Raw genomic sequence first — 18,609 nt, 5'->3', positions numbered from 1 at the left:
CCGCGGACTCACTGCGCGAGCAGCACCGCCAGCGCGGTGAGTCCGATGACCGTGCACGTGGTGTTGCGCGCCTTGTGTCCCCAGCTGACAAGCCCGACCGCCAGCATCCCGGCCGCGCCGTACTTCCACTGGACGAGCTGTTCGAACGCGTAGGCACACAAGCTGAGAGCGAGCATGACCGTCCCTCCTTCGTGTCGCCCTTCCTGGTGGCTCCGTGCTGAAGGTGGGTGGCTGCGGTGCGTCCCGTACGTCCTTGGACGGGAAGTTGCGACCCCCGAGTTGAGGTTGGATCATTCAACTTGCCTGACCTGTCAGCTAGTTGAATGAGTTCTCTCACTCAAGGATGTGCCCGGTTGCCTGAGATCCGTAAACTCAGGTCAAGCAAGCAGTCCTGGATGGCAGGAAGTTGTAGCGTGGTGACGTGAACGAGGAAGAGCAGGTCTCTCCACCCTCCGATCAGCCGCCCTACCTGCACATCGCGGATGTGCTGCGTGGCGAGATCGAGGACGGCGTCTTCCCGATCGGCGAACGTCTCCCCTCGCAAGCCGAGTTGGAAAAACGCTTCGACGTCTCCCGCCCCACCGTCCAGCGCGCCCTGACCGCCCTCCGCAAGGACGGCTACATCGACAACCAGCGCGGCCGCTCGGCGGAGGTGCTGCACTGGCGCCGGACGGCGGGGACGCAGCCGTCGGGGTGGGGCACCCCAGGTCCCACGTTCGCGGTGCTCGACAGCGAGATCACGGCCGCCTTCGAGGCGGAGGACATCACGATCGACGTGTACTCACTGTCCGCCGAGACCCTCAACACGGCGCTGGCAGTGCCGTTGAACCGCGTCCTGCGACGTGAGCTCACACCGGCGTCGATCCGGATGCGGCTCGTGCTCCCCAGCCTGGACGCGCGTCTCGCCATCCCCCGCCTGGTGGAGGGCGACTCCGACTGGCCGCTGCAGCGGCTCCGCGCGCTCGTCCGTGCCCAGACGGTCAGTCTCGACAGCGCCTTCAACCAGATCACCCAGCAGCCCGACCTCCCCGTCCGATCGAGCCTGGAGGTGCGCACCGTGCCCGTCACCCCGTTGCACAAGCTCTACGTGCTCAACGGTTCGACCGTGCTCACGGGCCATTACCAGGTCCTCCCGAGGGAAGTGGCGTGGGGAGTCCATCGAGGTGAGATCTACGACGTCCTCGGCATCGGTGCGGTGCTCTTCCCTTATCGTGCGGATCCGGAGCATTCCGACAGCCACAGCTCACGCTTCGTCAGTGAGAGCAGGGACTGGTTCGAATCGCTCTGGTCAAACATCGCCGAGCCCATGAAACTCGACGAGTGACTTCCGCGTACAACCATGCTCGCCCGGCCGACCTCCGTACCCTGCTCGATCGCGCGTCCTGCCTGCTTCTCGATTTCGACGGCCCGATGTGCCAACTGTTCGCGAACGGCCACGCGCCGGAGATAGCCCAGGAGATGCACGGTCTGGTGGATCTGCACGGGGCCGAGCTCGTGGGCGAGTTCAGGGGCAGTCGTGATCCCCACCAGATCGTGCGGGCCCGCCCCCTTGCGGCCGAACTGACCCGGCTGCTGGAGTCGAGGCTGACCGGAGGCGAAGAGGTGGCCGTGCGGTCCGCCGTACCCACCGCCGGGGCCGGGGAGTTCATCGAGGCCGCCGTGGAGCGCGGAAGGGTCCTGGCCATCACGACCAACAACGCGCCCCAGGCGGTCGAGATCTACCTGAAGGACCACGGCCTGGAGGACGCCTTCGAAGGCCGGATATACGGCCGCAGGGCGGACGATCCCGAGAAGATGAAACCGCACCCCGACTGCCTGGAAAGGGCCATGAGGGCCATGGGCGCCAAGCCCGGGGACTGCCTGATGATCGGCGATTCGGCACCTGATGCCGAAGCGGCTCGTGAGGCGGGGGTGCCCTTCCTCGGATACGCGTCCACGGAACAGCGCATCGCGCGCTTTTCGGGGGGCGACGTGAGGGCCGCCGCCTTCGTCGTGGGCATGGAACCGCTCGTCGCCGCTATTCGTACGGTCCGTCCGATGCGACCTCCGAACGGGTGAGAGATCACCGCGTGTTACGCGACCTTAACCGCCTCCCGATGGCCGGACTCACCGGTACCCACTAGTGTTCCGTCCCAAACGCTGTCGGGCCGGCGCCGGCCGTCCCCGTAAGTGCCGGGGAGCAGAGCCTTGAGCGGCTTGACGACCTGCCAGGAGCAGTTGTCGCCTGCGGCGTGGGCGGAGTTGCGTGCGGACGCACTCCGGGACGGCTTCTGCCTGGCGGGATTCCACAACCACAACTACCTGCTCAGCGGGTCCGGCGGCAGCGCGACGCTGGCCGCCCTGGGTGTGGACACCCCGGTCAAGGTGCGGGTCGGCCGCCGGGACGCGATGAAGGTCGTCGAGCGGCCCTGGCCCGACGAGGGCGCCGTCCTGCGGGCCCTTCGCGAAGCCGGTGCGGTCCGCAACCTCCCTCGCTACTTCGCGGGCATTCCCGACACCTCGGTGCACGAGTTCATCCCCGGCACGACACTCGCCGCGGTCTGTCCGCCCGGCAAGCCGGTGGACACGATCCACGTCGAGAACCTCGTGGCCCAGATGGCCGAGTTCACCCGCGTCCCCGCGGACATCCTGCCGCCGATGCCGAAGGGCTGGGCCGCCGACGGGGACAGCCGGACGTTCCTCCGCGACCGCGCCGAGATCGCCGACCGCGAGGTCCGCGCCGCCCACTGGGGTGATCTGGGGTCGCTCTTCGCGGCGCTCGAGGTCCCCGCGAACGCGCTGCGCCTGCTCCGCCGGCGGATCCCCGCTCTCCGCCCGCGCCCGTTCTCGCTCGTCCACGGCGACCTGCACCGCCACAACGTCATCGTCCGCGACGACGGCGCCGGGCTGACGCTGGTGGACTGGGAACTCGCCATGTGGGGCGACCCGTTGTACGACCTCGCGATCCACCTCGTGCGGATGCGGTACCCGGCGGAGCAGCGCTGGGAGGTCGTCGAACGGTGGCGTGCCGCGGTGCGTCCGGAGGCCGCCGAGGGCCTGAACCGGGACCTGCCGGTGTACCTCACGTACGAGCGGGCGCAGTCACTGTTCGCGGACACCATCAGGGCGGCCCGCGGACTGGGCGCCCACCCCGTGCCGGGGGCGGTCGGCTCGGCGGTCAGCCGCGTGCGCAACGCGCTGCACCTCGCGGCCGGACCGCTGCACCTCAACCGCGTGCCCAGCCGCACCGAGGTCGAGCGTGCCCTGCTGGCGTGGGCGCGGGTGCACGGCGGCCGAGGCCCGTCCGCGGACGTCTAGGAAGGCCCCGCGCACCCCCGCCCTACTCGGCTAGGACGCGCCGATCGACATCCACTTGTCCGGCCGGGGGAGGGGCTCGAAGCCGATCCTGGCGTAGACGCCGTGCGCGTCGTCCGTGGCGAGGAGGATGCGGCGGAGGCCGAAGGGGGCGAGGTGGTCGCGGACGGCGGTGACCAGGGAGGTGCCGAGGCCGCTGCCGCGGGCCTCGCGGGCGACGTAGACGTCGCAGAGCCAGGCGAAGGTCGCGCGGTCGGTGACGACCCGGGCGTAGGCGTGCTGCTCGCCCGTCGCCGAGTGGTAGGCGCCGAAGTTGAGGGACCCCTCGATCGCGGCCTGCTGCTTGGCGAGAGTGCGGCCCAGCGCCCAGTAGGCGTCGGTGGAAAGCCAGTGGTGGATGCGGGGGACGTCGAGGCGGGCCGGGTCCGCGGATATCTCGTACATGGACCGAAGAGTAGGGCTGCTTAAGAGTTCCCTCCACGACATTTCACTGGACCTTCCGCGAGGGTCCGGGTGACACTCGCAGACATGATCCACGTACCGCTGATCACCCCGTTCGGGCCCACCGGGCAGGTGGACACGGAGTCCCTGGAGGCGCTCGCGCACCGCGTGCTCGACGACGGTGCCACCGGCCTCGTCGCCCTGGGGACGACCGCGGAGGCCGCGGCCCTGGACGACGGCGAGCGGGCCGCCGTCACGGAGACCGTCGGCCGGGTCTGCCGGGCGCGCGGCGCGCGCTTCACCGTGGGCGTGGGGTCCGGTGCCACCGGGCGGACCGCCCGGGAGCTGGCCGCCCTCGCCGCGCTGCCGTCCCTGCCCGACGCGGCCCTGGTGACCGTCCCGTCGTTCACCCGTCCGGGCGAACAGGGCGTGATCGCCCACTTCCGCGAGCTGGCCGCGGCCTCGCCGGTGCCGCTGACCGTCTACCACGTGTCGTTCCGCACCGGGCAGCCGCTGGGCACCGCCGCGCTGCGCGCGCTGGCCGCGATCCCCGGCGTGACCGGGATGAAGTACTCCACGGGCGCGGTGGACGCCGAGATCGTCGCGCTGCTCGGCGACCGCCCGGCCGGCTTCGAGGTGCTCGGCGGGGACGACGTGTTCGCGCCCGCCCTGCTGGCGCTGGGCGCCGACGGCGCCGTCCTGGCCTCCGCGCACCTGGCCACCGCCCGCTGGGCGGAGCTGGCCGCGACCGGCGACCGGGAGCTGGGCCACCGGCTGTCGGCGCTGGGCGCCGCGCTGTTCCGGGAGCCGAACCCGACCGTGATCAAGGCCGTGCTGCACGCCCGCGGCCTGATCCCGACGCCGTACGTCCGCCTGCCGCTGCTCCCGGCCGGTGCGGCCGCCCGGGACGCCGCCCTGGACCTGCTCACGGCCCTGGAGCAGCCGCGGACCGCACCCGCCCGGACGGCGGGGGCCGCCGCGCCCGCGGCCTCCCCGGCCGAGCCCCGGCCGGCCGCCGCACATCTCGCCAGCTGAAACCCGGCACCGCCTCCTTCCCGGAGCGGGGGATACTCGAAGCGGCGGCGAAGGCCCGGGCCTGGGCCCCACCGCCGGGAGCGCACCACCAGATCGGAGAGAGACCGCATGAGGATCGGAATCGTCGGAGCGACCGGACAGGTCGGCGGGGTCGTGCGCAGCGTGCTGGCGGAGCGGAAGTTCCCGGTGACGCAGCTGCGGCTGTTCGCGTCCGCCCGGTCGGCGGGCAGGGCGCTGCCGTGGGACGGCGGCGAGGTCGTCGTCGAGGACGCCGCCACCGCCGACTACACCGGCCTGGACATCGTGATCTTCTCGGCCGGCGGCGGCACCTCCCGCGACCTCGCGGAGAAGGTCGCCGGACAGGGCGCCGTCGTGATCGACAACTCCTCGGCGTGGCGCCGCGACCCCGACGTGCCGCTGGTCGTCTCCGAGGTCAACCCGCACGCGCTCGCCCGGCGCCCCAAGGGCATCATCGCGAACCCGAACTGCACGACCATGGCCGCGATGCCGGTGCTCAAGCCGCTGCACGCGGAGGCCGGGCTGGTCGCCATGGTCGCCACCACCTACCAGGCGGTGTCCGGGTCCGGGCTGGCCGGCGTCGCCGAGCTGCACGCCCAGGCGACCGCGGTCACCGCGACCGCCGACGGCCTCACCTTCGACGGCGACGCCGTCGCGTTCCCCGAGCCGGCCGTCTACAAGCGCCCGATCGCCTACAACGTGCTGCCGTTCGCCGGGAACCTCGTCGACGACGGCAGCTTCGAGACCGACGAGGAGCAGAAGCTCCGCAACGAGACCCGCCGGATCCTGGAGATCCCCGGCCTGAAGGTCTCCGGCACCTGCGTCCGCGTGCCGGTCTTCGCCGGGCACTCGCTGCAGGTCAACGCCCGTTTCGAGCGGCCGATCAGCGTCGAACGCGCCTACGAGCTGCTGGCGCAGGCGCCCGGCGTGGAGGTGTCCGAGATTCCGACGCCGCTGCAGGCCGCCGGCAGGGACCCGTCCTATGTGGGCCGGATCCGCCTCGACGAGACGGTGGAGAACGGCCTGGCGCTGTTCATGTCCAACGACAACCTGCGCAAGGGCGCGGCCCTGAACGCGGTGCAGATCGCCGAACTCGTCGCCGCCGAGCTGACGGCCGCCGCGGCGGTCTGATCCCGGGGCCGCCGCGGGCGGTCCAGGAGGGGCCGGCGTCCGGGGCGCCGGCCCGAGCGTGCCCCGGCCCTGGCTTCGGGCCCGGCGGGCCCGGCTCGCCCCGGCTCCGGGCCGCCGCTCACGGCCGGCGCGGCGCGTGCCCGCCGGCTGTGTGCCGGTCGGCCGCCTGCCTGGCGGCCGGCAGCGCGCCTGCCCGCCGCCTCCGCCTCACTCCGCCGTGAGGAGGCGGAACGCGGCGAGGACGCACTCGGACTGCAACTCGACCTGCTCGGGCACCGGAATCCACGCCAGGTCGTGGCCGACGGCCAGCTCGTCGGCCCAGCGCAGCAGCAGCCGCTCGCACTCGTCCCGGGTGCGCCCCGCGGCCTCGCCCGGCACCCCGGCGAGCAGCCGCAGCAGCGTGCCCGTGGTGCGCAGGGAGATGCGGCGGGCCGCGATGTCCAGGGCCGTGACGTGCGCCAGGGTCAGCTCGACGGGCGACGGGTGCAGCGCCTCCCAGTCGTCGGCGACCTGCGGGCAGATGTCGGTCATGCCGGCGGCCAGCCGCAGCAGCGTGTCGGTGATCCCGCCCGGCTCGCGCGGCGTGCACGACCCCGGTCCGGCGGGGCCGGCCGCGGACAGCAGCCCCCGCACGTCGTCGAGCAGTCTCCGCGTCCGGTCCGACTGGCGGCGCAGCAGCCCGGCCAGCGCGGTCAGGGCGCGGGCCGGATCCGGGTGCGGGGCGGTGTCGGCGACCCGGCGGCTGCCCCACATCGGCACCTCGAACAGCGCGGTCATCCCGCCGTACCGGTGGGGCCGCACCCACGTGGAGCGGGTGACGTCCTCGGGCAGGCTCGGGAACTGGGTGGGCCGGCCCGGCTCGGGCATCACGTAGACGCCCGGCCCCGACACCGTCCAGTACATGGCGTCGTAGGTGCCGGTCTGCACCGGCACGTCCCGCTCGGCGGACAGCTTGCCGAGCGGCTCGGCCAGTCCCGGGATGTCCCGCGTCAGCTGGATCCACGAGCCGCCGAGGTCGTTGCCGTGCAACGAGCACTGCAGAAAGGGCCGCAGCTCGTCGATCAGGTCGAACAGCGCCTGCGACTCCGGCAGTTGGTCATCGGCCGGGCGCACCGAAGGTGCCCACTCGGGCTGTTCGTCCGCCGGCGGCCGGTAGGAGTGCCGGAAGTGCGCGGCCGGGGTGCGGCGCACCGCGGGACCCTCCTCGCTGCGCACGGTGCCGTCCGGGTCCAGGCACAGCAGGAAGTGCCAGGACGCGTCGGCCCGCGCGTGCAGGCCGGGGTCCTGCGCGACGCGTTCGGCCAGCCGCAGCGCGGTCGCCGGGCCGATCCGCTCGTCGGAGTGGGGTGCGGCCACCACCAGGACGTTGCGCCGCCCGTGCCCCGCGCTGAGCAGGTGCAGCGGACGTCCTTCGCGCGACTTGCCCACCTGCCGCAGCGTGCAGAGCCCAGGGTGGAAGCGCGCGAACGCGGAGGCCGCGGCAGCGACCCCCGCGACGCTCGGATAGGCGTCGGCCATCGCCGACGTCACGTGCCGTTGGAATTGCTGTCGCCGGTGGTCTCCTTCTTGTCCAGTGGCCGGATGACGATCGTGGCTGCCACGAGATCCCCTCTCTGTACAAGTCGGCTGGCGCGCAGGGTAGTCGTTGTATCACCCCGGGTTGTCCCCGCGCCTTGCCAAGGCTGCGGCGGCCCGGCGACAGTGTCAAGGGGCGCCGCTGCCGACGGGGTTGTTCACCTGGGGCCGGGCGAGGTCGAGAGGCGAGGGGGAGCCGGGTGGCGCTGATTCCTGACGGGTACGGGGAGGCGGGCACGCGAGCCGAGGGCCTGCGCAGGCCGCGGATCAAACCCGAGCACCGCCCGTACCGCACGGTCGACGGCAATGTGCGGATCGGCAGCGTGATCTACGGGATCGGCGCGGAGATCCAGGACCCCGACGGGTGGATCTGGACCCTCACCCAGATGATGGACGGCAGCCGTTCCGCGGCGCAGATCGCCGAAGGAGTGACGCTGCGGCACCCGGCGGTGCCGCGGGAGGCCGTGCGCGCGGCGATGGCCGAGTTACGGGAGGCGGGGTACGTCGACGACGCGGCCGCCCCGCTGCCCGACGGGCTGATGCCCCGCGACCGCGTGCGGTACGCCCGCGGCGTCGCGCTGCTGCGCTGGATGGACCTCGGCCCGCGGGCCAGCCCGTGGAACGCCCAACTGCGGCTGCGCAGAGCACGGGTGCTGGTGCTGGGTATCGGCGGCACCGGCGGCGCCGCCGCGCAGATCCTGGTCGCCTCGGGCGTCGGGCAGCTCCACGCCGTCGACCCCGACGTGGTCGAACTGTCCAACCTCAACCGCCAGTTGCTCTACCGCGAGGCGGACATCGGGCGTCCCAAGACCGAGGCCGCGCTCGCCGCGCTGCGCGGCCTGAACTCCGATGTCGCCGTGACCGGCGAGCGGCGCGAGGTGCGCGGGCCCGCCGACCTCGCCGACCTCCTCACCGGCGGCCCCGCCCCCTACGACCTGCTGGTGCTCGGCGCGGACCGGCCCCCGGAGATCCGCCGCTGGGCGAACCGGGTCTGCCTGGGCCTCGGCACACCCTGGGTGGAGGGCGGCTACCGGGGCCCGCTGGTCACCGCGGGCGTCCACGTCCCCGGCGACGGCCCCTGCTGGGAGTGCCAGCGGGCCGGCGAGGCCGAGCGCCGCGACCTGAGGCTGCGGCCCGGGCAGGACGAGGACGACGCGTCGCCGCGCATGCCCTGGAACCCGGCGAGCGCGGTGACCGCCGGCCTGTCCGGCACCCTGGTCGCCCACGCCGCGCTCGCCCTCCTCACCGGGGTGCCGCCGATGCGCCCCGGCTTCCGCTACGGCGTCAACCTCATGGCGCTCCAGGACCCGGTGCTGCAGCGGCACCCCCGCCGTGCGGACTGCCCGGCCTGCGGTGCCGCCACCCAGGCGGCGCGGCCCGCGCGCCCGCGCACCGCCCCGAACGGGTGACGGGCCCTCGTTCACCCGGCGGCGCGCGCAACGCTCCCCGGCTCCCCCCGTGGGGGCGCCCGTCGATCCCCGACGGGCCGCACCCGGCATCCCGCCGGCGGAGTCCACGGCCCGGCACGGCGGCCGAGCCGCGCGGAGCCGGACACCGGCGCTGGGAGACGGCCTCCCACCCCGGCGACCGGGCACGCCTCACCGCACGCTCGGCGACGGGGCGCGCCTCACAGCACCAGGTCGGCCGCCGCCAGGCACGTGCGGGCCTGGAGTTCGATCTGGTCGGGGATCGGTACCCAGCGCGCGTCGGTGCTCGCGACGAGATCGCGGGCGCCCGCGTCGATACGGCGCTCCAGGCGCGAACGCAGGCGCGCCGGCTCGCTGTGGGGGTCCTCGTCGAGACGTGCCTCGTCCAGCAGGCGCAGCAGCATCCCGGCGGCGCGCAGCGGGATGCGGCGGGCCGCGATGTCCAGGGCCGCGATGTGGGCCATGGTCAGCGGGACCGGGGAGCGGGTGGCCAGTCCCTCGAACTCTCCGGCGAGGCCGGAGAACGCCCCGACCGCCTGCTCGACGCCCCGCAGCACGGGACTGCCGGTCAGCCGGGCCCGCTCCAGCAGCGGCAGCGCGCGCTCCAGGGAGGTCGCCGCGGCCGCGCCGTCCTTGCGCAGCCGGGCGCCGAGCGCGACGACGGCCTGCGCCGGGTCGGGGTGCGGCGCCGGGTCGGCGACCCTGCGGGTCGCCCACATCGGCACCTCCACCAGGACGGTGAGTCCGCCGTGCCGGTGCGGGCGGCTCCAGGTGGAACCGTCCGCGCTCTCCGGCTCGGTGCCGAACCGCTCCTGCTCGCCCCTGGGCGGCAGCACGAAGACGCCCGGGCCCGCGCTCTGCCAGAACAGCGCGTCGAAGGTGCCGGTCTGCACGGGGATGTCGAGTTCGGCGGCGTACTTCCCGAACGGCTCGGCCAGGCCCGGGACGTCGCCGGTGAGCTGCACCCAACTGCCGCCGACGTCCGTGCCGTGCAGCGAGAACTGCAGCACCGGCTTCAGCTCGTCGATGATCGCCAGCAGCGCGAAGGTCTCCGGGAGTTCCTCCCGCGGGCTGCGCAACGAGCCCGCCCACTCGGGCTGTTCGGCTGCGTGCGGTCGGAACGTGTGCCGGTAGTGGACGGCCGGCGGGCGCTCCCCGGCCGGTCCGTTCTCGTTCAGCACGGTCCCGTCGGGGTCGAGGCACAGCAGGAAGTCCCAGGTCACGTCGGCCTCGGCGAGCCTGCGGCGGTCCCGCACGGCCTGCTCGGCCAGCCACAGCGCGGTCGCGCCGCCGGCCTGCTCGTCGGGGTGCGGGCCGGCCACCGCGAGGATCCGGCGCCTGCCGTGCCCGACCGACAGCAGCCACAGCGGCCGCCCGGCCCGCGACTCCCCGGCGAGCCGCATCCGGCACAGGTCCGGGTGCCGCAGGGCCAGGACGCGGGCCGCCGCCGCGACGCCTGACACGGTCGGGTACGCGTCTGGCGCCCGCATGGCGGCTCCTCCTCGACGACCTGCGCCGACCAGCGGCCGGCGCCCGGCCCGCATCTGCTGTCGCGCACGGGAACTGACGGCGACCAACCGGTGCCGCCGCGTGCACAGATCAGACTCGGTTGGCGGACTGCGGGTGTCAAGGGCGCCCCACGGCCGCCGTCGCGGTGCGGGAGCGGGCGATGTCGGGGCCGCGGTACACGTCCTCGGGGATGCCGGCCAGCGCCGACGGGCGCAGCCGGCCGCCGAGCCCGTACAGCTCCTGGAAACTCATCAGCAGCGGCCGCCACCGGTCCGGGTCGATGCGGCGGTCCGACCCGGCCATCCTGATCGCGTCGTGCACGAGGACCCGCTGGATCCGCACCTCGAAGACGGTGATGCCGCCGCGCTGCTCCGGGTCGTCGTCGGCGAGCGGGTGCGCCGCCTCCACGACCGCCTCCATCGCGACCGGGCACTCGGCGGCCCGCGGCGGCGCGACCGTCTCGGACGGCACCGGGGTCAGCCCGGCCCGCCCGAACTTGTCGGCCACATGGCGGTACCCGCGGGCGGCCTTGCCGTCGGGCACGGGGTCGCGCCCGGTGGTCAGCGCCAGCGCGTCGACGGCGGCCGCCAGCGACTCGTCCGGCAGGTTCAGCACGACCTCGCGCTCGCGCACCAGGTTCGCGGCGGTCTGCGAGCGGGCGCCCAGGCCCAGCATGCCGCGCCAGCCCAGCCAGAACGCCGAGGACATCGGGGCCAGGTTGGGGCTGCCGTCCTCGTTGCGCGTCGACAGCAGGACGACGGGGGTGCCGAAGTAGAGGATGCCGGGCTCGATCCGCGAGTGCGGGGACAGGTTCTCCGTGGTCATGCCGCCAGTCTTGCCGCGGGACGGGCAAGGGGCTGGCGGGAATCGGACGTCGCGACCGCGGTCCCGCCGGCGCCCGCGCCGCCGCCTCGCCACCGGATTCGGGCCCGGCCCTCCGGCGGGTCAGGCCGCCGCGTACCGAAGCACCACGACCCGGCCGTCGACCGTGCGGGACTCGACGAGGTCGAGCGCCCCGCGCTTGTCCTGCCGGGTGAACAGGCGCCGTCCGCCGCCGAGGACGACCGGGTGCACGGCGATCACCCACTCGTCGAGCAGCCCGGCCGCCGCCAGGTGCGAGGCCAGCTCGGTACCCCCGGTCAGCAGGATGTCCTTCCCCGGCTCCGCCTTGAGCGCCGCGACCAGTGCGGTGGCGTCGCCGCGGAGCACGCGCGCGGCGCCGTCGGCGGGATCGGGCAGGCTCCGCGAGACCACGACCTTGGGCATGGCACGCCACCGCGGCGCGAACCTGCGCACGTGCGGGTCGTCGGAGAGGTCCTCGGCGTGCGGCCAGAACGACGCCATCATCTGCCACACCACCCGGCCGTACAGGAAGGTGCCGATGCCCTCGTCGACCTCGTCCACGTACGCGGACAGCTCCGGCCCCATCACCGGCCAGTCGAACTCGCCCTCCGGCCCCTCGATGTAGCCGTCGACCGAGGTGTGCACCAGGTAGACGATCCTGCGCATGACGTCCTCCTCGCCGCTGGTGTGCGGCTGCCCGCGCCCTCGTGCGGGCGCTCTCGTCCCTGCGTCGATCGGGGGGCGCGCGAATCGACATCCGCCGGCGGGGAATCCCCTCGGAGTGCCGCTCAGTCCAGCTCGCGCGGTCCGTACAGCGCCGCGGGCGCGCCCGTGGCCAGCGCCCAGTAGCGGTCGCCGTACGACCAGTGCCACCACTCCGTCGGGTAGTTGACCAGCCCGGCGGAGGTCAGCGCCGCCGACAGCAGCTCCCGGTTCGCCCGGGCCCGGGAGGAGATCCCCGGCGCCGCGGTGTAGCAGGCGCCGCCGCTCTCCTCGGGGTCGGCGTTCATCCGCGTCCCCATGTCCAGTTCCTGCCCGTCGGCCGTGGCCAGCGTCAGGTCGACGGCGGCACCCGCGCTGTGCGGGGCGATCTCCGGCGGCGCCACGTAGCGGCTCGCCGCGTCCCGCAGCCGCTCGGCCGGCCACCCCGGGTTCGCCGCCCGCAGCCCCGCCGCGTACCGCTCGAAGTACGTCCGCTGCAGGGCCGGCGGCCGGTACCCCTCCACGAACAGCAGCCGCAGACCGTCCGGCAGCCGGTCCTGCGCGTCGAGCAGCCGGCCGTGCACGGACGTCCGCAGATGCGCGAACGCACCCCGGGCGTCGTCGCGTTGGGGATCCGTCAGCAGCGCGCCGCCCTCGCGGACGTCCACCAGCGGCTCTCCGCACTCGGCCACGGGTATCGCGGCGACCTTGGAATCCGACATCAGGATGATCGTGTCCATCATCCGATCATGGCGTACGGCGGCCGGCCGGAGCCGGGCGCCGGTGGCCGCGTGTGTCACACTCTCGCGCCATGACCACAGAAACGATCACCGCGGCGGCGTCGGGAACCTGGCAGCTCGGGGACATGACCGTGCGCCGGATGGGCTTCGGGGCCATGCGTCTGACCGAGGGCCCGGGCGGCGCGCCCAGCGACCGCGACCGGGCCGTCGGCGTGCTGCGCCGGGCGGTCGAGCTCGGCGTGAACCACATCGACACCGCGGCCTTCTACTTCTCGTCACTGCGCTCGGCGAACGAGCTGATCAACAAGGCGCTCGGCGGCCCCTACCCGGAGGACGTGGTGATCGCCACCAAGGTCGGCCCGGGGCGCGACCCGTCCGGTGAGTGGCTGCCGCTGGCCCGGCCCGACCAGCTGCGCGGCCAGGTCGAGGAGAACCTGCGGCAGCTGGGCCGGGACCACCTGGACCTGGTCAACCTGCGGATGTACGGGCCGCAGCCGCTCTCCGAGCACTTCGGCGTACTGGCCGAGCTGCGCGAGGCCGGGATCGTCCGGCACCTCGGGGTGTCCACGGTGCGGCCGCACCAGCTGGCGGAGGCCCTGGCCATCGCGCCCGTGGTGTGCGTGCAGAACCGGTTCGGGATGGGCGGCCGCCTCGACGGCAGCGACGAGATCCTCGCCGAGTGCGGGCGCCGCGGTATCGCCTTCGTGCCGTTCTTCGCCATCGCCGGCGAGGGCCGCGAGGCCGGAGCCGCGGCGGCCGGCGGCGACGGCCCGGCCGTGCTGGCCGCCGCCCGCGCGCACGGCGCGACCCCCGCGCAGATCCGCCTCGCCTGGACCCTGCACCAGGGCCCGCACGTCCTGGCGATCCCCGGCACCGGCGATCCCGCGCACCTCGCCGAGAACGTCGCGGCCGGCGCCCTCAGGCTCACCGGGGACGAGCTCGCCGCCCTCGACGCGGAGGCCGCCGCGTAACCGCCGGACCGGCCGGGCGGCCGCACGCGCGGTGGCCCGACCAGGCCCGTCCGGCCGGGTGGCCGTCCGGCTGTTCGGCTGTTCGGCCGCCTCGACCGGCGGCCGCCTCCGGCGCGGCGCGGCGCGGGTCAGGCCGCCGCGGGCAGGACGTGTGCGACGACGCAGGACACGTTGTCGGGCGCTCCGGACTCGCGGGCCAGGGCGACGAGGTCGCGGACGGCCAGTGCGGGATCGGGCGCGGCCGCGACGACGCGGCTCACCTCGCCCGAGCCGACCACCGCCGACAGGCCGTCGGAGCACAGCAGGTAGCGGTCGCCCGCCTCTGCGTCCCGCAACCGCAGCTCCGGCTCGCCGTCCGCCGCACCTCCGCCCAACGCCCTTATCAGCATGGCGCGTTGCGGATGCGAGGCGGCTTCCTCCGGGGTGAGGCGGCCCTCGTCGACGAGGGACTGCACCAGCGTGTGGTCGTGCGTGATCTGGAACAGCTCGCCGTCGCGCAGCAGATACGCCCGCGAGTCGCCGATGTGCACCAGGGCCAGCTGCGAGCCGGTCCACAGCATCGCGGTGAGCGTGGTGCCCGACGCCTCCTCGGGGACGGTGCCGGCGACACCGCGGACCGCGGTGCGGGCCCGGTCCACCGCGTCCTCCAGGACGTTCAGCAGGTCGCCGGCCGGGACGGCGCCCTCCTCCAGTTGCCGGAGCGCCTCCACCGCGCCGGCCGCGGCGGACGCGCCGTCCGCGCCGAACCCGTCGGCGACGGCGAGCAGCCGCTCGCCCGCGTAGGCCGCGTCCTGGTTGCTCGCGCGGACGAGCCCGGTGTCGGACAGGGCGGCGTACCGGATGGTCAGGGGCTGTGGGGTCGATGTCATGGTGGCGGGGTCCTTCCGTGCCAGATGGTCGGCGAGGAACGCGGCCAGGTCCCGGCGTGCGGCCGTCTCGGCCTCGATCTGCGCCCAGTAGGCGCGCAGTTCGGCGGCCGCGGCCCGCCCGTCGCGGGCGTGCAGCGCGCACACGTCGCGGATGCGGGCGAGCGGCATCCCGAGCCGCCGCAGCCACGCCACCAGCCGCGCCTGCTCCAACTGCCCCGGCGCGTAACGCCGGTAGCCGCTGTCCGGGTCGACCTGCGCGGGTGCCAGCAGGCCCAGCTCGTCGTACAGCCGCAGGGCCTTGGGCGACAGGCGGGATGCCTTCGCGAAGGCTCCGATGGTCATCAACTCGCCCATGGACGACTTCCTTTCCCGGCGTCCCGGCTTTCCTGGCTTCCCGGCTTTCCCGGTTCCGGCAGCGCGGCCGGCTCCTCGCGCCGGGCCCGTCGCCCGGCACCACCGATGCTGTGCCCTGCCCCAAGGGCAAGGTCAAACACCGCCGTCGGCAACCCCGTCGGCAACCCCGTCGGCACCCCTCGACCCGAACGCCACGGCCGAAAACGACGGTGGTGAGCGGGGCCGGACGACCGTCCCCACCCGCGGTCAGTACGTGACGGTGATCCGCCGCGCCGGGCCGTCCACCCGGACCTGACCGCCGTAGGGGATGACCAGTTGCGGGTCGGTGTGCCCGAAGTCGACGTCGAACACGGCCATCGTGTCCGGCGCGTAGGCGGCCAGCGCGCGCAGTACCGCCTCGCGCTGCTCGGCCCGGTACCGCTCGCGCTCGCCGGGAGCGAGCGGCCGCTCGAACGACCAGCTCTTCGCGCGGCCCATCAGCAGCGCGGGGAACCGCCGGAGCAGGCCGCGCTCGCCCATGTTGCGCAGCACGCGGAAGACCTCGGTGGCCGAGGGCATCTCCTCGGACGTCTCCAGCAGCAGCACGCGTCCCTCGTACTCCTCGGCGGGCCGGATCTCCCGGTCGGCCATCAGCAGCCACGACAGGATCTCCAGGTTGCCGCCCCAGCTCGTGCCGTCCACCACGCGCTCGGGCCGGTGCCACGTCCAGCCGCCGGCCGGCTCCAGCACCGGTTCCGACGCGAACGTCGCCGGATCCTGCCAGGGCCGGCTGACGTCGCAGAACGCCGTCGCGGCGGTCAGCTCGTACGGCCCCGAGCCGAGCAGCGCGGCCCGCAGCGACTCCCGGGTCAGCGGGTGCATCGCCCCCGGCCGGCCGAGCTCCACCATCACCGAACCCCCGTGGTAGCCGGTGATGCCCAGGTTCCACAGGAACGCGAGCAGGGTGGTGTTGTCGCTGTACCCGAGGAACGGCTTCGGGTTCGCCCGCAGCAGCTCCCGGTCCAGGTGCGGCAGCACGGTGATCTGGTCGTCGCCGCCGATGCTCGCGATGACCGCCTTCACCTCCGGGTCGGCGAACGCGGCGTGCAGGTCCGCGGCGCGCTCCTCGGGCGTCGACCCCATCCGCCGGGTCGACGGGTACTCGACGGGCTTCAGTCCGAACTCCTCGGCCAGCCGCCGCAGCCCCAGCTCGTACGGGACCGGGAACAGCCCCGGGAGCCCGCTGGACGGCGACACGATCGCGACGCGGTCGCCCGGGCGCGGCTTCTCGGGACGGCGGTGTGTCAGCATCCGCCGAGGGTAGCGGCGCCCGGGGCGCGGGCCGAAGGGGTTATCGCGGGCCCCCCGCGGCTACCGCGCCTTGCGGGCGACGAGGAACGCCTGCCGCCCCTGGCGGCCCACCAGCTCCAGCCCCTCGGGTCCGCGGACCAGCCGGGCATGGACGGCGAGACCGGCGTCGGCCAGCAGCCCGGCGACGGCATCCGGGTCCCGCCAGTACACGTCGAGCGACACCTCGTGGCCGTACGCCCGGTCCCGGTGGTGCAGCTGGTCGCCGGCCTGGAACGCCACCAGGACGGGCGCGCCGGGAGCCAGCACGCGGTGGTACTCGGCGAAGATCGCCGGCAGCACCTCCGGCGGGGTGTGGACCGTGGAGTACCAGGCCAGGACGCCCGCGAGGGACGCGTCCGCCAGATCGAGCGCGGTCATGGAACCGACGTCGAAGCTCAGGCCGGGGTGGGCGCGGCGGGCCACCGCGATCATCTCGGGGGACAGGTCGATGCCGAAGGCCCGGACGCCGAGCCGGTCCAGGTGCGCGGTCACCCGCCCGGGCCCGCACCCCAGGTCCGCCACCGGAAGGCCGCCGGGCACGTCCCGCGCCAGCTCGGCGAACGCGCCGAGCATCGCCCGGTCCAGCGGCTTGCCGTCCAGCTCGTCCCGCAGCAGCTCCTCGTAGCTGACGGCGACGGTGTCGTAGGCGGTGCGGGTGGCATCCAGATAGGTCGCTTCGCTCATGGACGCGGACGCTATCGGCCGCCACTGACACGGCAGTTGGACTCCGCGACCCGCGCCGGCCCGGGCGTTCCCGACCGCGACCCTGATTGTCCGATCATGTGGTGAATTAGCTCACAAGCTTAGGCGACCCTTCCCTGACCCCCGGGGCGCCTGATACAGATGGGGAGATCCACCCGTACATCGGAAGTCGTGCCATGAACCAGGACAACGCACCCGGCCTCATACCCTTCACGATCGACCTGACCTTCGAGGAGGCCAGGCGACGCGCGGAAGTGGTCGCCGCGCTCGGCCCCGACTGGGACCCGATGGCCGCCCTGCGCGGCGAGCAGGAGGCGTACGCCCTGCTCTACTCCGACCTCGACCCCGAGCAGCAGCGCGTCTACGACGAGCTGGTCGCGGCGGGAGTCCTGCCGGGGGAGGAGCCGGGCCGTGCGGCTACCGATTGATCCCCAGGCCGACATCGCGCGCCGCGCGTGGGTCGACTGCCCCGTCTGCGTCGACACCAGCCGGTGCGCGGCCTGCGCGGGCGGCACCAACTGCGCGGACCACTGGCGCTACCTGATCTCCAACGCGGGCCCCGTCGTCCAGCTCCAGTGCCCGCAGTGCACCCACATGTGGTCCCTCAACACCCGCCCCCACCTGGCGCCGCGCCCTCCGGAGCCGCCGCCGGCCTGCCCCTGACGCACGGCCCCCGGCGCGCGCCGGTCCGTGACGCCCCCCGGTCCGGCCCGCCGCTCAGCGGGCCGCCGCGTCGTCCAGGACGGCCTGGAGCCGCGCCCGGCACTCGGCGACGAAGGCCGGGAACGTCCCGCCGTAGTACGAGATCCCGCTGACCGCCACCGCGAGGGCCCACGCGCGGGCCCGCACCCACGTGGCCTCGTCGATCCGCACCGCGTCCCAGTACGCGTCCCGCGCCGTCGCGGGCAGATCCCACACCGTGGCGTGCTCGGCGTCGGGGAATCCGACGGAGAGCCCGCCGAAATCGATCACGGCGTGCAGCCGACCGTCCCTGACCAGCACGTTCGTCGGCTTCAGATCACCGTGCAGCCATACCGGCGTGCCGGCCGGCTCGGGCAGCGCGAGCCCGTCCCGCCACAGCCGCTCCAGGGCGTCGACGTCCAGCTCCGCGCCCACCGAGGCGCGGCAGTCCGCGAGGCACCGGCTGATCCACGCGTCGCACGGGTGCAGGCCGCCGCCCCGGTACCAGCTCAGGTCGCCCGCGCGGCTCGCGCCCATCAGCTCCACCGCGTGCAGTTCGCGCACCACCGACGCCAGGTCCGCCCCGAAGGCCGCCCAGTCCTGGACGGTCCCCGGCCCGGCCTCGTCGCCCTCGATCCACCGGTACACCGACCACGGCAGCGGGAACGCCGGGCCGGGCGCCCCCGCGTGCACGGGTTCCGGGACGCGGCACCGCAGGCGCGGCCCCAGGCGTGGCAGCCACTCCTGCTCCTTGCGGAGCGCCAGCGCCTTCTCCGGCGTCCGCGGCACCCTCACCAGCAGCTCGTCGCCGAGCCGGTACATGGTGTTGTCCGTCCCGGCCCCCGCGGGCACGAGCTCCAACTCGCCCCATTCCGGCCGCGCCGCGCCCACCAGTTCCCGCACCACCGCCGCGTCGACGGCCACCTCGTCCTCGTGAAGCGTCATCCGCCGATTCTCCCGTCCGCCGCGGGTTCGGCGGACGTCACTT

General features: G+C 74.2%; 20 protein-coding genes. 9 read left to right on the top strand and 11 right to left on the bottom strand.

The genetic code is table 11. The features are described from left to right. Positions 1 to 8: 8 nt before the first annotated feature. A complete protein-coding gene (locus tag BMW99_RS41430) occupies positions 9 to 176 on the bottom strand; it encodes a hypothetical protein (RefSeq protein WP_176735661.1) in 168 nt (55 codons plus the stop codon). A gap of 245 nt (positions 177 to 421) precedes the next feature. On the opposite strand from BMW99_RS41430, the gene BMW99_RS23730 reads away from it, so the two are divergent. From BMW99_RS23730 to BMW99_RS23720, 3 genes are all read left to right on the top strand, one after another. Continuing rightward, a complete protein-coding gene (locus BMW99_RS23730; protein WP_079138911.1) occupies positions 422 to 1,324 on the top strand; it encodes a GntR family transcriptional regulator in 903 nt (300 codons plus the stop codon). Beyond that, the gene (locus BMW99_RS23725) at positions 1,321 to 2,058 is read left to right on the top strand and encodes an HAD family hydrolase (RefSeq protein WP_069466505.1); all 738 of its coding nucleotides are present in this window, start codon (positions 1,321 to 1,323) and stop codon (positions 2,056 to 2,058) included. The genes BMW99_RS23730 and BMW99_RS23725 overlap by 4 nt, the downstream gene beginning before the upstream one ends. A gap of 129 nt (positions 2,059 to 2,187) precedes the next feature. After that, entirely contained in the window at positions 2,188 to 3,297 is a 1,110-nt protein-coding gene (locus BMW99_RS23720) for an aminoglycoside phosphotransferase family protein (protein WP_176735662.1), read from the top strand. 30 nt (positions 3,298 to 3,327) lie between these two features. On the opposite strand, the gene BMW99_RS23715 is transcribed toward BMW99_RS23720, so the two are convergent. Then, positions 3,328 to 3,738: a GNAT family N-acetyltransferase gene (locus BMW99_RS23715; RefSeq protein ID WP_107451715.1), complete on the bottom strand. Its 411-nt coding sequence runs from the start codon at positions 3,736 to 3,738 to the stop codon at positions 3,328 to 3,330. Positions 3,739 to 3,822: 84 nt separating this feature from the next. On the opposite strand from BMW99_RS23715, the gene BMW99_RS23710 reads away from it, so the two are divergent. Further along, the gene (locus BMW99_RS23710) at positions 3,823 to 4,770 is read left to right on the top strand and encodes a dihydrodipicolinate synthase family protein (RefSeq protein ID WP_075017498.1); all 948 of its coding nucleotides are present in this window, start codon (positions 3,823 to 3,825) and stop codon (positions 4,768 to 4,770) included. Between the two features lie 108 nt (positions 4,771 to 4,878). After that, on the top strand, positions 4,879 to 5,919 hold the full coding sequence (locus BMW99_RS23705; RefSeq protein ID WP_075017497.1) for an aspartate-semialdehyde dehydrogenase: 1,041 nt from the start codon (positions 4,879 to 4,881) through the stop codon (positions 5,917 to 5,919). Positions 5,920 to 6,126: 207 nt separating this feature from the next. Here BMW99_RS23705 and BMW99_RS23700 read toward each other — a convergent pair whose 3' ends face one another. After that, positions 6,127 to 7,449 carry a M14 family zinc carboxypeptidase gene (locus BMW99_RS23700; protein ID WP_322900214.1) on the bottom strand — a complete coding sequence of 441 codons (1,323 nt, stop codon included), beginning with the start codon at positions 7,447 to 7,449 and terminating at the stop codon, positions 6,127 to 6,129. A 311-nt stretch (positions 7,450 to 7,760) separates the two neighbouring features. Here BMW99_RS23700 and BMW99_RS23695 point away from each other — a divergent pair, with 311 nt between their 5' ends. Next, positions 7,761 to 8,903: a ThiF family adenylyltransferase gene (locus tag BMW99_RS23695; RefSeq protein WP_069467535.1), complete on the top strand. Its 1,143-nt coding sequence runs from the start codon at positions 7,761 to 7,763 to the stop codon at positions 8,901 to 8,903. A gap of 218 nt (positions 8,904 to 9,121) precedes the next feature. Here the strand turns inward: BMW99_RS23695 and BMW99_RS23690 are convergent, their stop codons facing one another. The 4 genes from BMW99_RS23690 to BMW99_RS23675 all read right to left on the bottom strand — a co-directional run bounded on the left by BMW99_RS23690 (position 9,122) and on the right by BMW99_RS23675 (position 12,715). Beyond that, complete coding sequence (locus tag BMW99_RS23690; RefSeq protein ID WP_069467530.1) at positions 9,122 to 10,411, bottom strand: M14 family zinc carboxypeptidase; 1,290 nt, start codon at positions 10,409 to 10,411, stop codon at positions 9,122 to 9,124. Between the two features lie 136 nt (positions 10,412 to 10,547). Further along, positions 10,548 to 11,255: a flavin reductase family protein gene (locus BMW99_RS23685; protein ID WP_069467531.1), complete on the bottom strand. Its 708-nt coding sequence runs from the start codon at positions 11,253 to 11,255 to the stop codon at positions 10,548 to 10,550. Between the two features lie 120 nt (positions 11,256 to 11,375). Then, positions 11,376 to 11,939, bottom strand: coding sequence for a dihydrofolate reductase family protein (locus BMW99_RS23680; protein WP_069467532.1), 564 nt, complete (start codon positions 11,937 to 11,939; stop codon positions 11,376 to 11,378). 122 nt (positions 11,940 to 12,061) lie between these two features. Then, on the bottom strand, positions 12,062 to 12,715 hold the full coding sequence (locus BMW99_RS23675; protein ID WP_069467533.1) for a M15 family metallopeptidase: 654 nt from the start codon (positions 12,713 to 12,715) through the stop codon (positions 12,062 to 12,064). A 71-nt stretch (positions 12,716 to 12,786) separates the two neighbouring features. Between BMW99_RS23675 and BMW99_RS23670 the strand changes: the two genes are divergently transcribed. Then, positions 12,787 to 13,686 (top strand): aldo/keto reductase, encoded by a 900-nt coding sequence (locus BMW99_RS23670; protein WP_075017496.1) that lies wholly within the window; start codon positions 12,787 to 12,789, stop codon positions 13,684 to 13,686. Positions 13,687 to 13,814: 128 nt separating this feature from the next. Here BMW99_RS23670 and BMW99_RS23665 read toward each other — a convergent pair whose 3' ends face one another. The 3 genes from BMW99_RS23665 to BMW99_RS23655 form a co-directional block, all read right to left on the bottom strand. Further along, entirely contained in the window at positions 13,815 to 14,909 is a 1,095-nt protein-coding gene (locus tag BMW99_RS23665) for a MerR family transcriptional regulator (protein WP_075017495.1), read from the bottom strand. Positions 14,910 to 15,155: 246 nt separating this feature from the next. Further along, positions 15,156 to 16,199, bottom strand: a complete 1,044-nt coding sequence (locus tag BMW99_RS23660; RefSeq protein WP_069466277.1) for a S66 family peptidase — start codon at positions 16,197 to 16,199, stop codon at positions 15,156 to 15,158. A 60-nt stretch (positions 16,200 to 16,259) separates the two neighbouring features. After that, on the bottom strand, positions 16,260 to 16,922 hold the full coding sequence (locus BMW99_RS23655; RefSeq protein ID WP_069466278.1) for a class I SAM-dependent methyltransferase: 663 nt from the start codon (positions 16,920 to 16,922) through the stop codon (positions 16,260 to 16,262). A gap of 194 nt (positions 16,923 to 17,116) precedes the next feature. Between BMW99_RS23655 and BMW99_RS23650 the strand changes: the two genes are divergently transcribed. Together BMW99_RS23650 and BMW99_RS23645 are read left to right on the top strand one after the other, a co-directional pair. Further along, the gene (locus BMW99_RS23650) at positions 17,117 to 17,368 is read left to right on the top strand and encodes a DUF6400 family protein (protein ID WP_069466279.1); all 252 of its coding nucleotides are present in this window, start codon (positions 17,117 to 17,119) and stop codon (positions 17,366 to 17,368) included. Continuing rightward, entirely contained in the window at positions 17,352 to 17,603 is a 252-nt protein-coding gene (locus BMW99_RS23645; RefSeq protein ID WP_069466280.1) for a hypothetical protein, read from the top strand. Before BMW99_RS23650 ends, BMW99_RS23645 begins: the two co-directional genes overlap by 17 nt. 54 nt (positions 17,604 to 17,657) lie before the next feature. On the opposite strand, the gene BMW99_RS23640 is transcribed toward BMW99_RS23645, so the two are convergent. Continuing rightward, on the bottom strand, positions 17,658 to 18,566 hold the full coding sequence (locus BMW99_RS23640) for an aminoglycoside phosphotransferase family protein (RefSeq protein ID WP_075017494.1): 909 nt from the start codon (positions 18,564 to 18,566) through the stop codon (positions 17,658 to 17,660). Positions 18,567 to 18,609 lie beyond the last annotated feature (43 nt).

It is taken from the genome of Actinacidiphila rubida (assembly GCF_900110255.1).
GTDB lineage: Bacteria > Actinomycetota > Actinomycetes > Streptomycetales > Streptomycetaceae > Actinacidiphila > Actinacidiphila rubida.
The sequence above is the reverse complement of the archived record's forward strand: the minus strand, read 5'-3'. Positions and strand labels throughout refer to the sequence as shown.

Coding starts and splice junctions, on each gene's coding strand:
- BMW99_RS41430 (WP_176735661.1), bottom strand. CDS start 176: ATGCTCGCTCTCAGCTTGTGTGCCTACGCGTTCGAACAGCTCGTCCAG.
- BMW99_RS23715 (WP_107451715.1), bottom strand. CDS start 3,738: ATGTACGAGATATCCGCGGACCCGGCCCGCCTCGACGTCCCCCGCATC.
- BMW99_RS23710 (WP_075017498.1), top strand. CDS start 3,823: ATGATCCACGTACCGCTGATCACCCCGTTCGGGCCCACCGGGCAGGTG.
- BMW99_RS23705 (WP_075017497.1), top strand. CDS start 4,879: ATGAGGATCGGAATCGTCGGAGCGACCGGACAGGTCGGCGGGGTCGTG.
- BMW99_RS23690 (WP_069467530.1), bottom strand. CDS start 10,411: ATGCGGGCGCCAGACGCGTACCCGACCGTGTCAGGCGTCGCGGCGGCG.
- BMW99_RS23685 (WP_069467531.1), bottom strand. CDS start 11,255: ATGACCACGGAGAACCTGTCCCCGCACTCGCGGATCGAGCCCGGCATC.
- BMW99_RS23680 (WP_069467532.1), bottom strand. CDS start 11,939: ATGCGCAGGATCGTCTACCTGGTGCACACCTCGGTCGACGGCTACATC.
- BMW99_RS23675 (WP_069467533.1), bottom strand. CDS start 12,715: ATGGACACGATCATCCTGATGTCGGATTCCAAGGTCGCCGCGATACCC.
- BMW99_RS23670 (WP_075017496.1), top strand. CDS start 12,787: ATGACCACAGAAACGATCACCGCGGCGGCGTCGGGAACCTGGCAGCTC.
- BMW99_RS23665 (WP_075017495.1), bottom strand. CDS start 14,909: ATGGGCGAGTTGATGACCATCGGAGCCTTCGCGAAGGCATCCCGCCTG.
- BMW99_RS23660 (WP_069466277.1), bottom strand. CDS start 16,199: ATGCTGACACACCGCCGTCCCGAGAAGCCGCGCCCGGGCGACCGCGTC.
- BMW99_RS23655 (WP_069466278.1), bottom strand. CDS start 16,922: ATGAGCGAAGCGACCTATCTGGATGCCACCCGCACCGCCTACGACACC.
- BMW99_RS23650 (WP_069466279.1), top strand. CDS start 17,117: ATGAACCAGGACAACGCACCCGGCCTCATACCCTTCACGATCGACCTG.
- BMW99_RS23640 (WP_075017494.1), bottom strand. CDS start 18,566: ATGACGCTTCACGAGGACGAGGTGGCCGTCGACGCGGCGGTGGTGCGG.